The 15,102-nt window shown below is 73.7% G+C and carries 10 protein-coding genes; 4 read left to right on the top strand and 6 right to left on the bottom strand.

What is annotated here, in order from left to right; translation table 11 throughout:
* Positions 1 to 295: 295 nt before the first annotated feature.
* Complete coding sequence (locus ACIQ87_RS38225) at positions 296 to 1,012, bottom strand: flavodoxin family protein (protein ID WP_402416488.1); 717 nt, start codon at positions 1,010 to 1,012, stop codon at positions 296 to 298.
* 165 nt (positions 1,013 to 1,177) lie between these two features.
* Here ACIQ87_RS38225 and ACIQ87_RS38220 point away from each other — a divergent pair, with 165 nt between their 5' ends.
* The 3 genes from ACIQ87_RS38220 to ACIQ87_RS38210 all read left to right on the top strand — a co-directional run bounded on the left by ACIQ87_RS38220 (position 1,178) and on the right by ACIQ87_RS38210 (position 6,388).
* A complete protein-coding gene (locus tag ACIQ87_RS38220) occupies positions 1,178 to 2,458 on the top strand; it encodes an amidohydrolase family protein (RefSeq protein ID WP_402416485.1) in 1,281 nt (426 codons plus the stop codon).
* 141 nt (positions 2,459 to 2,599) lie between these two features.
* The gene (locus ACIQ87_RS38215; protein WP_402416482.1) at positions 2,600 to 3,211 is read left to right on the top strand and encodes a hypothetical protein; all 612 of its coding nucleotides are present in this window, start codon (positions 2,600 to 2,602) and stop codon (positions 3,209 to 3,211) included.
* Positions 3,212 to 3,550: 339 nt separating this feature from the next.
* Positions 3,551 to 6,388 carry a hypothetical protein gene (locus ACIQ87_RS38210; protein ID WP_402416480.1) on the top strand — a complete coding sequence of 946 codons (2,838 nt, stop codon included), beginning with the start codon at positions 3,551 to 3,553 and terminating at the stop codon, positions 6,386 to 6,388.
* Positions 6,389 to 6,407: 19 nt separating this feature from the next.
* Here ACIQ87_RS38210 and ACIQ87_RS38205 read toward each other — a convergent pair whose 3' ends face one another.
* The 3 genes from ACIQ87_RS38205 to ACIQ87_RS38195 form a co-directional block, all read right to left on the bottom strand.
* The gene (locus tag ACIQ87_RS38205; RefSeq protein WP_402416477.1) at positions 6,408 to 7,778 is read right to left on the bottom strand and encodes an MFS transporter; all 1,371 of its coding nucleotides are present in this window, start codon (positions 7,776 to 7,778) and stop codon (positions 6,408 to 6,410) included.
* 139 nt (positions 7,779 to 7,917) lie between these two features.
* Positions 7,918 to 8,274, bottom strand: a complete 357-nt coding sequence (locus tag ACIQ87_RS38200) for an ArsR/SmtB family transcription factor (RefSeq protein ID WP_392880600.1) — start codon at positions 8,272 to 8,274, stop codon at positions 7,918 to 7,920.
* A 107-nt stretch (positions 8,275 to 8,381) separates the two neighbouring features.
* Positions 8,382 to 11,768, bottom strand: coding sequence for a SpaA isopeptide-forming pilin-related protein (locus ACIQ87_RS38195; protein ID WP_402416473.1), 3,387 nt, complete (start codon positions 11,766 to 11,768; stop codon positions 8,382 to 8,384).
* Between the two features lie 181 nt (positions 11,769 to 11,949).
* Here ACIQ87_RS38195 and ACIQ87_RS38190 point away from each other — a divergent pair, with 181 nt between their 5' ends.
* Complete coding sequence (locus ACIQ87_RS38190) at positions 11,950 to 12,831, top strand: FAD-binding oxidoreductase (protein WP_402416471.1); 882 nt, start codon at positions 11,950 to 11,952, stop codon at positions 12,829 to 12,831.
* A 25-nt stretch (positions 12,832 to 12,856) separates the two neighbouring features.
* Here the strand turns inward: ACIQ87_RS38190 and ACIQ87_RS38185 are convergent, their stop codons facing one another.
* Both ACIQ87_RS38185 and ACIQ87_RS38180 read right to left on the bottom strand, forming a co-directional pair.
* On the bottom strand, positions 12,857 to 14,395 hold the full coding sequence (locus tag ACIQ87_RS38185) for a PTS transporter subunit EIIC (RefSeq protein ID WP_402416468.1): 1,539 nt from the start codon (positions 14,393 to 14,395) through the stop codon (positions 12,857 to 12,859).
* 31 nt (positions 14,396 to 14,426) lie between these two features.
* Entirely contained in the window at positions 14,427 to 15,017 is a 591-nt protein-coding gene (locus tag ACIQ87_RS38180; protein ID WP_402416466.1) for a MarR family winged helix-turn-helix transcriptional regulator, read from the bottom strand.
* Positions 15,018 to 15,102 lie beyond the last annotated feature (85 nt).

Raw genomic sequence — 15,102 nt, 5'->3', positions numbered from 1 at the left:
GAAAGCGCACCTCACGGAAGTCACTGGAGAGCCCGTTGCGGTTAACGTCGCACGACGGGTTCGGGAGGAGGCCGCTGGGAAAAGGACCAGCCCACGGGCTGGCACCTCGCCCGGCGGCCCACCTCACACTTCCCCTTCGTGGCACCGATAAGTAGCCAATCGGCTTACGAGCCGGAGTTCCAAGTCGCTACTTACCTGCGCACACCCTGCTGCACCGTTCCGTCCCCTTGAACCGCCCGAATGAAGTTCCATCGCACAGGCGCCGGTGTCGTCCACCTGCTCCTTGACGTCATCCTCAGCGGTGTTCGGGGTTCTCGAAGTCGAAGCGGCAGCCCGCGTCCCACTCGGAGCGCTGGTTGCCGTACGCCGGGATGCCGCCGGCGTCCTTGAGCATGCGGGCCAGGTGGAGCTGGTTCCAGGTCATGAAGGTGGCGTTGCGGTTGGTGAAGTCGTTCTCCGGCCCGCCCGATCCCGGGTCCAGGTACGACGGCCCCGGGCCCGCCTCCCCCACCCAACCCGCGTCGGCCTGAGGCGGGATGGTGTACCCCAGGTGCTGGAGGCTGTAGAGGACGTTCATCGCGCAATGCTTGGCGCCGTCCTCGTTCCCGGTGATCAGACAGCCGCCGACCCGTCCGTAGTACGCGTACTGGCCCTGGGAGTTGAGGATCGACGAGCAGGCGTACAGCCGCTCGATCACCTTCTTCATCACCGACGAGTTGTCTCCCAGCCACACCGGTCCGGCCAGCGTGAGGATGTCGGCGGCCATGACCTGCGAGTAGATCACCGGCCACTCGTCGGTCTCCCACCCGTGCTCGGTCATGTCCGGCCACACGCCCGTCGCGATGTGGAGGTCCACCGCCCGCAGGACATCGACCGCGACGCCCTGCCGCTCCAGGATGCGGGTGCTGACGTCGATCAGGCCCTGGGTGTGGCTGCGCTCCGGGGAGCGCTTCAGCGTGCAGTTGATCACCAGGGCGCGCAGGTCCGCGTACGAGGTCGTCGGGTCCGGCACGGGTTCCTCCTCCAGGAGCGGTGGAAGACCGGTCCAGCCGCGGGCTCCCAGCACAGCTCACCAGCCCGGCGTGGTGGGCGCCCGCGGGGCTGAGCCGGTTGCCTGACCGCCTCCGCCCGGGTGTGCCGTCTGGTGGTGGTCCCCCGGCCGGGCGAGGATGGCGGCATGGGTGTCGACGGCTCCGCCGGCGGGCTGCTGGTGACGAACGTGCGTGTCTTCGACGGGATCGGCGCGGAGCCGGTGCCGGGGCACGTCCGGATCGAGCGGGACAGGATCGCCGAGGTGGTGCGGGGCGCCCAGCCCCCGCGAAGTACCCCGGGGGCGACGGTGCTCGACGGCGGCGGCCGCACGCTCATCCCGGGGCTCACGGACGCGCACGTCCATCTGTTCGCGATCGGCGGCACCATGGCGGAGCTGCGGCTGGGAGCGACCGGCGCCGTCTACTACCAGGCGCTGGCCTCGGCCCGCGACATGCTGATGCGCGGCTTCACCACCGTCCGGGACATGGCGGGTGACACCGAGCCGCTTCGGCGGGTCCTCGACCGCGGGCTGTTCCCGGGCCCGCGGATCTACCCGAGCCAGGCGGCGGTGTCCCAGACCTCCGGCCACGGTGACTTCGGGGCCGTCCACGACACCCCGACGGCGTTCGGCGGTCCGCAGGCCCGCACCGAACAGCTCGGGTTCACGCGGGTGGCCGACGGGCCGGAGCGGGTGCTCGCCGCGGTGCGCGAGCAGCTGAGGAAGGGCGCGGCGCAGATCAAGCTGATGGCCGGCGGCGGTGTCGTCTCCGAGTTCGACCCGCTGGACGTGCTGCAGTTCACCACCGCGGAACTCGAGGCGGCGGTGGCCGCGGCCGCCGACTGGGGCACCTACGTGGCCGCGCACGTCTACACCTCCGAGGGCGTGCGCCGCGCGGTGGACGCCGGGGTGCGCTGCATCGAGCACGGGCACCTCGTCGACGAGGACACCGTCCGCCACCTCGCGCAGAAGAACGTGTGGCTGAGCACCCAGCCGTTCGAGGTCGACGACCACCACTACGCCTCCCCCGACAGCGACCGCAAGAACCGCGAGGTGTGCGAGGGCGTCGCCCGCACCTTCGGCTGGGCACTGCGCCACGGCGTCCGGCTGGCCTTCGGCACCGACCTGGTGTTCGATCCCGGGAAGGCCCACCGGCAGAACGAGATGCTCGTCCGGCTCGGCAACCACCTCGGCCCCGTCGAGGCCCTGAAGCTGGCCACCTCCGGCAACGCGGAACTGTTCCGCATGGCCGGCCGCCGTGACCCCTACCGGGCGGCGCCGCTCGGAGTCATCGCACCGGGGGCGTGGGCCGACTTCCTGGTCGTCGACGGCGACCCGACCACCGACCTGTCCGTCCTCGCCGCCCCCGAACGCAACCTGCGCCTCATCGTCAAGGGCGGCGTCGTCCACAGGAACGAACTCGGCTGACCTCCCCACCGCACGGCGGAACACCGAGGGCCCGTCACCACGGGTGATGCCCCTGCTCGGCGCACCGGGATTGCCGGGCCCCGCCGGTCCCAGGAGGCTGGGAGCCCGGGGGGAGACGCCCGAGCACCAGGAGCCCCTCGCATGTCCCCGAAGACCATAGCCGTCGCCGTCGCCGCCCTCGCCGGCACCGTCGCCCTCGCGCACCTCGCCTACGCCGGCGCGCCCGTCACCCTGAACATGGCCACCGGCAGCGCCGACTGCACGGTCTCCTGGACGAAGAACGGCGTCACCTTCAAGCCCCTCACCCCCGGCAGCAACGCCTCGGCCTTCCTGGACAAGGACGCGACCGGGACGGTCACCATCGACCTCACCGCCGTCGGCAACCCCGTCACCCTGGCCGACTCCGTCTACATCCGCACGGCGGCCAAGGGCGGCTTCACCCTGACCGACACCGCCGGCCACTACGTGCAGGCCACCAACCTCGAGGGCAGCCTCTCCGGCGACAGCACCTTCGTCGTGCAGACCGACAGCGACCCCGCGGGCACCCGCATCCCCGTGTACAACATCCCCACCCGGCCCCAGATCACCCCCTTCGTCCAGTCCGTGGTCCCGCCCCGGGTCGACCTCGCGCTCTCCGACATCCGGATGAGCGTCCTGCCCGAGTTCGCCACCGTCATGAACCAGACCTTCGGCGACGGCAGCATCCAGCCCGGCGACCGGTTCGGCACCTGCACCGCCCAGACCAGTTCCTGACCCGACTGCCCCGGCCTCAGCGGGCGGAACGCCGGCACAACGGACACGACGGCCGCTCGGGTTCAGCATCCCGGGCAGGAATGTTCCCGAATGGGAAGTTCGCAGGTCAAAGGAGTGCACTGAAGCCGGAGTTGTGAAATGTGCACGCCCTTTCACGGGCTTCTCCCTTGGCGCCGATGCCGCCAATTCACGGAAAGATTCCATTACTTACTCGATCGATGCGAATCCCTTCCGATCGCCGACCGAATCTGACAGCATCGTCCGCTATCCGGCGACCGAAGGCCGGTGATCACTGCGCCTGCATGCCCGTGGGGAGCGGCAGCAGGACGAGGGGGAGATGTGACCACCCAGGCCGGCACCACCGCGCCCAGCCCCGCGCCCACCCCCGACTCCGCCCACGCCCACGCCCGCGACCCCGCCCCCTGGGTGCGCACCAGACTGCGGGCCAACCCGCTGGCCGCGCTGCTCATGGCGGCCCTCGCGTTCGTCACCGTCTTCCTGGCGGCGGCCTTCCCCCGCGTCACGGACCGGGGCGCGGACACGGCCCTCCAGGACTTCGTCCGGCAGAAGGGCCTCCACCCGACCAGCCTGCAGACCACCTCCAGGACGCGGGACGACGACACCGCCGCCACACTCGACCGGGTGCAGCAGCAACTCGTCGAGCAGGTCGGCGGGCAGCTGACGCCGGCCCAACGGAACCAGGCCTACGGCGCCCGCGCCCTCAGCGAGCACTCCATGGCCAATCCGGGGTACGCCCACATCTCCGACAAGGAGCCCTACCCGGCCCTCGGCCTGCTCTACCTGCACGACCTGGCCTCCCGGGCCACCCTCACCGACGGCACCTGGCCGACCCCCGGCACCGTCGGCGGCCCGCTGCCGATCGTGGTCAGCAAGCAGGCCGCGGAGACCATCCACATCAAACTCGGTGACGTCATCGACAACGGCGCCGCGGGCTCGGGCGCCAGGCGGACCACCGTGGTGGTCGGCCTCTACCGGGTCAACGACCCCCAGGACCCGTTCTGGGACGAACTCGGCTGCCCGGCCCGCGCCTGCCTGAACACCAAGGCCGACTACGAACACTGGTCGACCAGCGGGTTCGTCGACGGCGGCAGCCTGCCCGCGATGGTCCGCTGGGGGTCGAACGCCGAGAACTTCTGGCGGCTGCCCGTCGACCCCGCCTCGCTGCGCACCGACCGGATCGACGAAACCCGCGGCGTCGTCACGTCCTTCCTGACCGGGCGCGACGCCACCGCCCTGGTCGACCGGACCAGGCGCGCCGACCTGCACACCGTCTCGGGCCTGCCCGAGATCCTCACCGAGGCGGACCGGCGCTACCGGGCCACGCTGCCGCTCAGCGCGATCGGCCCGGCCGGTGTCGCGGGCGTCGCCACCGTGGTGCTGTTCCTGGCCGCCGCGCTCACCACCGACCGGCGCGCCGCCGAGATCCGGCTGCTCCAGGCCCGCGGCGGCTCCCGCGCCGGGGTGCTGCGACGGCTGGTCGCCGAGGGCGCGGTCACCGTGCTGCCCGCCGCCGTGCTCGGCACGGCCCTCGCCCTGGTGCTGCTGCCCACCCCCCGGTGGGAACGCGCGGTGCTGGCGGCGCTGGTCGCGACCCTGATCGCGCTGCTGGCCTTTCCGGTCCGCGCGGCCCTGCTGTGGTCCCGGCGGAGGCCGGCCGGCGGCCGGCGCCGACTGGTCGGCGAACTCGCCGTCCTGGCGGTCACCGTCGCGGCCGTGGCGGAGGTCCGCCGCCGGGGCGTCGGCCACTCGGGGGCCGCGGTGGACCCGCTGCTGGTCGCCGCGCCGCTCCTGCTCGCCGTCACCGGCGGACTGGTGCTGGCCCGCGTCGAGCCGGTGGCGGTCGGCCGGCTGGCCGCCCTCCTCGGCCGGGGCCGCGGCCTGATCGGCTTCCTCGGCCTCGCCCGGGCCGCCCGCGACGGCTCGGGCCGCCGCAAGCCCTCCGTGCTGCCGCTGCTCGCCCTGCTGATCGCCGTCACCACCACCGGCTTCGGCGCCACCGTGCTCGACACCGTCGACCACGCGCGGACCCGGGCGGCGCGCATCGCCACGGGCGGGGACATCGGCGTCTCCCTCCCGGACTACGCCGCCCTGACCGGGCCGTTCGCCGAGGCCGCCGCCGCCCTGCCGGGCGTCCGGGCCTCGACCGCGGTCCAGATCCAGCCCAAGGTCCGCGTCGTCGACGACGACCGGAGTGCCACCGAGGCCTACCTGGTGATGGTGGCCGATCCGGCGGCGTACGCGGAGATCGCCCGGACCCTCGGGGTCGACGGGTTCGACGCGGCGAAGCTGGCGGGGACGCCCGGCGGCCGGGACACCCCGGTGCCCGCGCTGGTCAGCCGCGACCTGGCCGAGCGCCTGGCCGCAGGGCCGTCCCAGATCCGCACGCCCAACGGCAACGACCTGCGCCTCAGCGTCGCCGGGATCGTCGCCGCCACCCCCGCGCTGCCCGACCCGGGCAAGCCGTTCGCCGTCGTCTCGGCCGGCTCCGCCTGGGAGCGGCTGCCGGACGCCCGGCGGCCGAACCAGTGGTTCGCCGTCGGCGACATCGACCCCGAAGGGGTCAGGACGGCCCTGCGGAACAACGGCGGCGCCCAGCCCGTCGGTCTGGCCAAGCTGATCGCGGACAGCGCCACGGCCGTCGGCAAGGACACCCACGGCCTGCCCGCCGGATTCACGGTGCACAGCAGCCGGGAGACCGCCGCCGCGCTCGGCGACGACCCGCTGCAGCACGCCGCCGAGCGGCTGTTCTGGTACGCGGCGGCGGCCGGCGCCGGGTACGCCCTGCTCGCCGTGCTGCTGACCCTGGTCCGGGCCGCGGCCGACCGCACGGCCCTGCTCGCCCGGCTGCGCACCATGGGCCTGCGGCCCCGCCAGGGGCTGGCGCTGATCGTCACCGAGGCGCTGCCGCGGACGCTGGCCACGGCCGTGGGCGGCGGCCTGGTCGCGGCCGCGGCGGTCGCTCTGCTGGGCGGCGCGTTCGACATCTCGACGCTGGTCGGCGTCAGGGTCGGGGAGGTCGTCACCCCCACGCTGCTGCCGGTGCTGCTGCCCACCGTGGGCCTAGCCCTGCTGGTCGGGCTCGGGGTGGTGGCGGAGGCACTGGTCGCCGGCCGGCGTCAGCTCACCACCGAACTGCGGGCCGGGGAGCAGCCCTGACCGTCCCGCCGGACCGGCCCTACCCCGGCAGGCGCCGCCCCGCCCCCGCACTTCCCGGCACCCCGCTCAGGCCGCGCGGCCGTGCCCGCCGACCGGCACGCCCGCCGGGAGCGGAGCCGGCGGCCCGGCCGGTCGCGCTCCCCGCCCCGGGCACCCCGCGCCAGGCCCGGGCGGCCAGCGCACCGGAGGCGAGGGCGACACCGCCGAGGGCGACGGAGGCCGCGCCGAGGCCCAGGGTGGCGCCGAGCCAGCCGGCCAGCGGGTAGGTGAGCAGCCAGCAGCCGTGGGAGAGCGAGAACTGGGCGGCGAAGACGGCGGGGAGGTCCTCCCCGGCCACCGAGTCGCGCAGGACGCGGCCGGTGGGGGTGAGGATCAGTGAGCCGGCCGCGCCGAAGGCGGCCCAGACGGCGAGCAGGACGGGCCAGCGCCAGGCGCCAGGCCCAGCGGCCGTGAGCGCGGCGAGCAGGGCGAAGAGCCCGACGATGCCGAAGGCCGCCGGGAGCATGACGATCCGGTCCGGCACCCGGTCCAGCACCCGGGGCAGCAGCAGCGCCACGGCCATCGACCCGGCGCCGTAGGCACCGAGCGCGATCGGGACGTCGGCGGCCGGGCGGCCGAGCTGGCCGCGGACGTAGACGACGGTGTTGACGATCACCATCGCACCGGCGGCGGCCGCCGCGAGGTCCAGGGCGAGCATCGCGCGCAGCCGGGGTACGGCGAGGAACAGCCGGGTGCCGCGTCCGGACCTCGCGAGGACGCCCCCGCCGGGCCCGGCCCGCCCCGAGCGACAAGCTTCCGAGTGGACGGCCTCCGGGCGACCCGGCTTGGGCAGGATGGCGGAGAGCACCAGCGCCGCGGAGGCGAGGAACCCGGCCGCGGTGCCCCAGAACAGCCAGTTGTAGCTGATCAGGGCGAGCAGCGCGGCCGCGAGCACCGGGCTGACCAGGCTCTCGGTGTCGTAGGCGAGCCGGGACAGCGACAGGGCGCGGGTGTACTCACGCTCCTCGGGCAGCACCTCGGGGATCACCGACTGGAAGGCCGGGGTGAAGGCCGCCGAGGCGGACTGCAGGACGAAGATCAGGACGTAGACCTGCCACACCTCGGTGACGAACGGCAGGGTGAGGGCCACCGCGGCCCGGGTGAGGTCGGAGGCGGCCATCAGCCGCCGCCGCGGGATGCGGTGGGCCAGCGCGGAGATCACCGGGGCGATGCCGACGTACGCGAGCATCTTGATCGCCAGCGCGGTGCCGAGCACCGATCCGGCGTCCGCTCCGGCGAGGTCGTACGCCAGGAGGCCGAGCGCCACCGTGGCGAGGCCGGTGCCCACCAGGGCGACGATCTGGGCGGCGAACAGGTGCAGATAGGTGCGGTTGCGCAGCACGGACAGCATGGCGGACCCCGCTCGACTGGGCGCGGCAGGACGACACGACCAGGATAGGTCAACATGTGCATGCATGTGCACATGTTGACCGGAAAGCGGCCCGCACCCCGGAGGGCACGGGCCGCGGAGCCGGGTCGAGCGGGGGGGGTCAGTCGTGCGGCGGGAGCCCGCCGATCTGGTGGTCGGCGACGCTCAGCGCCTCGTCGACCAGCCGCCGCAGATGGCCGTGGCGCAGCGCGTACACGACGCGCCGGCCGTCCTTGCGGGTCGTGACCAGCCCCGCCAGCCGGAGCTTGCCGAGGTGCTGGCTGACCGACGTCCGCGGGGCTCCGGTCGCCTCGGTGAGGGTGGTCACGTCCGCCTCACCGGCGCTCAGCCGCTGGAGCAGGGCGAGCCGGGTGCGGTCCGCGAGCAGCGCCAGGATGCCGGCCGCGGCGTCCAGCCGCTCGTCGTCCCGATGCTCCTGCGCATGGTGTGCACCTGATATCCGAAGGCTCCCGCTCATGGCGACATCGTAGGGCCCCGGACGCCACCCGCCGAAGCACCCTGGCACCGGCCCGGCACGACGAGGCCGGAGGAGCCGCTCGCGACTCCTCCGGCCGGTTGGTCACCTCAGGCGTTCTTCGCCCAGAGGAAGCCCGGTACGGGGGTGTACCGCGCGACCGCACGCCAGTCGTCGTCCGGCGGGCAGGGGGTGGGCGGACACGGAGGCGGCGGGCACTCCTTGCTGTCCTTGACCGTGATCTCCACGCACGGGCAGTCCTCGGTCAGCTCGACCGTGGCCACCGCGGGCTGCGGAAGCTCGTAGCCGGGAGGCGCCGCCGTCTCCTGCCAGTAGTACGTGCCCAGCGGCAGGTCGTGGGCGGAGCAGACACCCGACGCGGGGGTCACACACGGAGCGCCCACGGGGGTGTCCGGGTTGGTCCCTTCGGTCTGCAGGCCCGCGAAGCCGTTGGTCTCGCGCCACAGCTGGAAGGTCGCCCCCGCCAGCGGCTTCCCGGTGTCGGCGTCCACCTTCGTGACGGAGGTTGACCCGTTCGGGGCGGACGACTTCACGTCCTTGACGGTGACCGGGACGTCCGGCCTGGCCGCGTCCAGCACGACCGTCGTCACCGCGGGCCGCGGCAACTCGTAGCCGGGAGGAGCGAAGGTCTCCTGCCAGTAGTACGTACCCAGTTCCAGGCCGGTCGACGAGCAGACACCCGACGCGGGCGTCACGCACGGAGCGCCCACGGCCGTGTCCGGGTTCGCCCCGCCGGTCTGCAGACCGGGCACGCCGTTGGTCTCGTGCCACAGCTGGAAGACCGCACCCGCCAGCGGCCGCGACGTGACCGAGTCGACCTTGGTGACGGACGTGGACCCGGTCGCCACGACCGTCTTCACGTCACGGACGGTCACCTGGACATCCGGCCGGGCCGCGTCCAGCACCACCGTCGTCACCGCGGGCTGCGGCAGCTCGTAGCCGGGAGGCGCAACGGTCTCCTGCCAGTAGTACGTACCCAGCGCCAGGTCGTCCGCCGAGCAGACACCCGTGGCCGGGGTGACACACGGGGAGCCGACGGCGGTGTCCGGGTTGGTCCCGTTGGTCTGCAGACCGGGCACGCCGTTGGTCTCGTGCCACAGCTGGAAGACCGCGCCCGCCAGGGGGTGGCCCGTCTCGGCGTCCACCTTGGTGACGGTGGTGGACCCGGTCGGCACGACCGACTTCACGTCCTTCACCGTGACCGGGATGTTCTGCCCGTCGGTGTCCAGCACCACCGTCGTCACCGCGGGCTGCGGCAGGTCGTAGCCGGGAGGCGCCGCCGTCTCCTGCCAGTAGTAGGTGCCCAGCGGCAGGCCGTCCGCGACGCAGACGCCCGACGCGGGCGTCACGCACGCCGAGCCCACGGCCGTGTCCGGGTTCGCCCCGGAGGTCTGGAGGCCGGCCACGCCGTTGCTCTCGCGCCACAGCTGGAAGGAGGCTCCGGCGAGCGGCTGTCCGGTGACGGAGTCGACCTTGGTGACGCTGGTGGCACCGGTCGGAGCGACGGTCTGGGTGTCGGCGACGGTGACCGCCACGTTCTGCCCGTTCGCGTCCAGTTCCACGGTGGTCACGTTGAGATCGGGCAGCTCGTACCCGTCGGGGGCCGAGACCTCCTGCCAGTAGTAGGTGCCCAGCGGCAGGTCGGTCGCCGAGCAGACGCCCGACGCGGGGGTCACGCACGGGGAGCCCACGGCGGTGTCGGGGTTCGTCCCGGTGGTCTGCAGGCCCGCGACACCGTTGGTCTCACGCCACAGCTGGAAGGTCGCCCCCGCCAGCGGCAGCGAGGTCGCCGAGTCCACCTTGGTCACGCTGGTGGACGCCGTCGGGGCGGCCGTCTCGGTGTCGGCGACGGTGACCGGGACGTTCTGCCCGTTGGTGTTCAGCACGACCGTGGTCACGTTGAGCTCGGGCAGGTCGTACCCGGGAGGCGCCGCCGTCTCCTGCCAGTAGTAGGTGCCCAGCGGCAGGTCGGTCGCGGAGCAGACGCCCGACGCCGGGGTCACACACGGAGCGCCCACAGGGGTGTCCGGGGTCGCCCCGGTGGTCTGCAGGCCCGCGACACCGTTGGTCTCACGCCACAGCTGGAAGGTCGCCCCCGCCAGCGGCAGCGAGGTCGCCGAGTCCACCTTGGTCACGCTGGTGGACCCGGTCTCCTCGACCGGGCTCAGGGTGTCGCCGACGGTGACCGGGACGTTCTGCCCGGCCGTGTCGAGGACCACCGTCGTCACCGCGGGCTGCGGCAGGTCGTAGCCCGGAGGCGCCTGGGTCTCCTCCCAGTAGTAGGTGCCCAGCGGCAGGTCGGCGGCGGAGCAGAGGCCGTTGCGCGCGGTGGTGCAGGGGGCGCCCACCTTGGTGTCCGGAGTGGTCCCCGAGGTCTGCAGGCCCGCGACGCCGTTGGTCTCCCGCCACAGCTGGAAGGTGGCGCTCGCCAGGGTCTGGCCCGTGACGGAGTCGACCTTCGTCACGCTGGTCGAGCCGGTCGGGGCCGGCGGGTTGCAGTCCGGGAGGTCGCCGTCGAAGGGGTAGGCGTGGAACTCGGTCCCGGTCATGCGGCCGCCGGAGTTGTGCAGCAGCGTGCCGGTGGTGAAGAACCGTCCGTTCAGACCGGGCAGGCTCATCGAAGCGGTGCTGGCCGGGTTGCCGACGAGCACGCTGCCCTGGAACTGCCCCGAGCCCGTGAGGGTGACCGTCGTCGCGGTGGGGAAGTTCCACAGCAGACGCTCGCGCAGCTGGTTCCAGGGGTCGGTGTCCTCGAGGCTGCCGCTGTACGTGTTGATGGTGCGGGCGGCGCCCACCAGGTTGACCAGCACGGTCGCGTTCGCGGGGATACCGGCGAACGCGATGCCCTGGGTGGCACCGCCGCGCCCGACGAGGTCGAAGTCGACGTTGAAGACCTGGAGTGCGGAGGTGCCGTCACCGGTGAACAGGGTCTGGAACCCCTGGTTGACGGCGGTTCCGGTGGCGGGGCGGGGCGCGCTGACCCCGGCGTAGCACTGGCTCGCGGTCTGCAGCTCCCCGCGCAGCGGCGTGTAGGCGGCCACGGCCTGGGCGTCCTGGATCTTCGTGCCCGTGATGGTGCCGGTGGCCGTGCCCGCGTAGCGGACGACACCGCCCTCGGCCAGCAGCGACTGTCCCGGGGCGATGGTGACGTTGCCCCCGGTGGTGAGGAAGTCGGCCCCGTCCGGCGGGGGGACGCGTGAGCCGACGCCGACGATGCCGATGTTGTAGACGGAGCTGACTCCGGCGGCCTTGTTCACGTCGAAGTCGCCGAGGGTCACCACGTGTCCCTCGGCCTCCGCGGCCGATTCGCTGACGTGGAAGTCGCCGCCGACGAAGATGTTCACGCCGGCGTCGCGGCCCGCGAAGGGCCCGTTGTTGACCGGCGGGAAGGTCGCCGGGCAGTCGGCGCCCAGGCACGGCCCGAGGCCGCCCGGGAGGCCGGCCGCGTGCGCCGCCGTCGGTGAGACGAGGGACATTCCGAAGGGGACGAGTGTCAGGGCCAGGGCGGTGCCCACCGCCCTGCCGAATCGGCGTCTCCAGGTGAGCGTCGTCACCGGATCCTGACTGGGCTTCACCTCGGTCCTTTCATCGTTCGAGCACAATGTGGCCCTCGGAGTGTGATCAGTCGGCGCGCCGGACACGTGCGACGCGCGCGCGGTGTCCGCTGAACGCGGCGCCCGTTGCACCCGATCGGGTGCGCACGATAGCGAGCAGGCCCTCCCGCCGGGCGCGCGCGAGCGCGGCGAGGTGCTGCTCTGCCGCACCTTCCCGTGCGGGCCGCTGACGGCCGTGCTGCCGTACGAGCAGTCCCGCATCCTGTACGGCGGCATCCCGGTCCGCGAGGCCGTCGTCTCGGTGCTGGACCGGGTGACCCAGGACACCGTGCGGCTGGAGCTGCACCTCGACGACCCGGACTGCCAGTTCGACCCGGGCCGGTTCATGGAGCTCCAGGCCCCCGGCGACGAGGCCGGGCGCGCGTACTCGCTCGCCGACACCGGCAACTGGGAGGGCCGGCTGGAGTTCTACGTCCGGCTGCGGGAGGGCGGGCACTTCTCGTCCTACCTCGCGGACCGGGCCCGCCCGGGCGACCGGCTCACCGTGCACGGCCCACAGGGCGCCTTCGGCCTGCACGAGACCGGCCTGCGTCCGCGCTGGTTCGTGGCCGGCGGCACCGGCCTGGCCCCGCTGCTGGCGATGGTCCGCCGGATGGCCGAGTGGCAGGATCCGCAGCCGGCCCGGCTGTTCCTCGGCGTCAACGAGCCGCAGGACGTCTACGGGTTGGACGAACTCGCCGCGGTGGCAGTCGAGTTGCCCGGCTTCCGGTACGAGGTCTGCGTGTGGAAGCCGGGCCCCGGCTGGTTCGGGCCGACCGGCACCCCGGCCGACCTGCTGGCCGCCGCCCTGCCCGAACCCGGCGGCGCCGCACCGGACCTGTACGTCTGCGGGCCGCCGGCCATGGTGGACGCGGTGCTGCGCGCCGCCGCCTCGGCCGGGGTGCCGCCCGAGCAGGTGCACCGGGAGCGCTTCCTGGCGACCTGACCGGCCGCACCGCGCTGCCCCGGCCTCACCGGCCCTGGCCGTCGCCGACCTGCTCGGCGGCGGCCCGGTCCGTCTCCGGGCTCCCGTCCGCGCTGCCGGCGGAGTCGTACTCGGCGAGGGCCTCGCGGGTGAAGCCGAAGAAGTAGGTGGCCAGGAAGCCCACCAGGTAGCCCGTCAGCAGCCCGCCACCGTAGACGGCGGCGGCCGCGAGGAGTCCGTGCGGACCGGCCAGCAGCGGGAAGAGGGCCCAGCCGGACGGGCCGATCGCGGTGGATCCGACGGCGCCGCCGAGCTGGCCGGCCACCCCGACGAAGGCGCCGCCGGCCGCGCCGCCGACGCAGGCGGTGACGAAGGGGCGCCCCAGCGGCAGGGTGACGCCGTAGACCAGGGGCTCGCCGACGCCGAGCAGGCCCGCCGGGAGCGCGGACCTGATGGTGGCCCGCAGCGAGGCGTTGCGGCGCAGCCTCAGGTAGACGGCCACGGCGCAGCCGACCTGCCCGGCGCCGGCCATGGCGAGGATCGGCAGCAGGACGGTGGAGCCCTGCTGCTGGATCAGGGTGGTGTGGATCGGGATCAGCGCCTGGTGCAGGCCGAGCATGACCAGCGGCAGGAAGAGGCCGCCGAGCACGAGTCCGGCGAGCAGCCCGCCGTGGGCGAGCAGCCAGGTGGCGCCGTGACCGATGGCGGTGGAGATCTCCCCGGCGACGAACATCAGGCCGAACAGCGCGGCCAGCCCGCCGAGCAGGACGGTGACGGTGGGGGTGACCAGGACGTCCAGGGCGGCGGGCACCAGCCGACGGGTCCAGCGCTCCAGGTACACCGCGAGCAGCGCGGCGCCGAGCGCGCCGACCACACCGCCCTGCCCGGGGGTGAGGTGGTGGCCGAAGGCCTCCACCTTGGCGACCCCGGCGTAGACGATCACGGCGGCCACGGCTCCGCCGAGCACGGGTGTGCCGCCGAACTCCTTCGCCGTGTTGTAGCCGACGAAGACGGCGATCAGGGACATGAATCCGGCGGAGACCGGTCCCAGGGCGGTGACCAGCGCCGGCGCCCAGCCGAGGTTGGCGAGGGCACCGGAGAGGCCGGCGACGATCCCGCATCCGATCAGGGCGGGGATCAGCGGGACGAAGATGTTCGCGATCCGGCGCAGCGCCAGCTTCACCGGGGTCGCGTTGCGCACCCGGGCCCGGGTCCGGATGCGTTCGCCGCGCGCGGCGAGCTCCTCGGCGGTGGGGGCGGGCCCCGGCTCCTCCCGTCCGCCCGCCCGGGCCGCTCCGGCCGCTCCGCCCGCCGCGGCCGGTGCGTCGGGGGACTCCAGGAACCGGTTCAGCTGGGCGGTGACCCCGGCGACGGCGGCGGGCCCGAGCACGATCTGGTAGGTGTCGTCCTCGACCGTCCCCAGGACCGCCGGCAGCGCCCGGAGCGCCTCGGTGTCGACCAGGGAGCGGTCCGCCAGGCCCAGCCGTAACCGGGTCATGCAGTGGGCGACCGAGCGGATGTTGGCGGCGCCACCGACCAGCGGGAGGATCGTCTCGGCCACGGCGCGGTTCTTCTCGTCCGACATGCCGGGTGACGTACCCGGGTGCTCCCCCGGCTCAACCGCCGTCGTACGCGGCGGCGCCGAGCCGGGCCGCCGGCCGGGGGGCGCCGGCGTCCGCCCGGCCCGGGAGCGGGTCGTCCTCGGTGAGGCCGATGCGCACCCGGTGCACGTACCGGTCGATCAGGTGACGCAGCACGCTGACGGTGGCGGCGACGTCCGGCTCGGGGACCCCGTCCAGCACGTCGCCCAGGGAGGCGAGGTTGGCCTGTTTCAGACGGTCGATCAGTTCCCGTCCGTCGGCCGTGATCGCCACCCGGCGGGCCCGTCGGTCCTGGGTGTCCTGGGTGCGTTCCACCAGCCGCTGCCCCTGGAGGCGGTCGATCTGCCTGGTGACGTGGGAGGACTTGACCATCAGCCGGGCGGCGAGGTCGCTCACCCGGCTGGGCCCGTCGGTCTCGACGAGCGCGCGCAGCAGGTAGACGTCCGAGCGCGCGGCCGTGACACCGGCTCTCGCCATCCGGCGCTCGTGCTCCTGTGAGCGCGTCAGCAGGTAGGCCAGGGTGTCCAGGACGTCCTCCAGTCCGTCCAGGCCTCCCGGTTCGGTGGCGGTGGTCCGATCGTCCTCGGCGGCTTCTTCGTCCGACATGGGGGAACTGTAGCGATCCGGGACGGCCGCGGCAGCAACGGGGAGCCACGGCCGGATTTCGGACAGTTTCGGCCGACGTCCGCGC

Origin of the sequence: Kitasatospora sp. NPDC096204, assembly GCF_044763205.1 — a bacterium.
GTDB lineage: Bacteria > Actinomycetota > Actinomycetes > Streptomycetales > Streptomycetaceae > Kitasatospora.
The sequence above is the reverse complement of the archived record's forward strand: the minus strand, read 5'-3'. Positions and strand labels throughout refer to the sequence as shown.

Coding starts and splice junctions, on each gene's coding strand:
- ACIQ87_RS38220 (WP_402416485.1), top strand. CDS start 1,178: ATGGGTGTCGACGGCTCCGCCGGCGGGCTGCTGGTGACGAACGTGCGT.
- ACIQ87_RS38215 (WP_402416482.1), top strand. CDS start 2,600: ATGTCCCCGAAGACCATAGCCGTCGCCGTCGCCGCCCTCGCCGGCACC.
- ACIQ87_RS38205 (WP_402416477.1), bottom strand. CDS start 7,778: ATGCTGTCCGTGCTGCGCAACCGCACCTATCTGCACCTGTTCGCCGCC.
- ACIQ87_RS38200 (WP_392880600.1), bottom strand. CDS start 8,274: ATGAGCGGGAGCCTTCGGATATCAGGTGCACACCATGCGCAGGAGCAT.
- ACIQ87_RS38195 (WP_402416473.1), bottom strand. CDS start 11,768: ATGTCCCTCGTCTCACCGACGGCGGCGCACGCGGCCGGCCTCCCGGGC.
- ACIQ87_RS38185 (WP_402416468.1), bottom strand. CDS start 14,395: ATGTCGGACGAGAAGAACCGCGCCGTGGCCGAGACGATCCTCCCGCTG.
- ACIQ87_RS38180 (WP_402416466.1), bottom strand. CDS start 15,017: ATGTCGGACGAAGAAGCCGCCGAGGACGATCGGACCACCGCCACCGAA.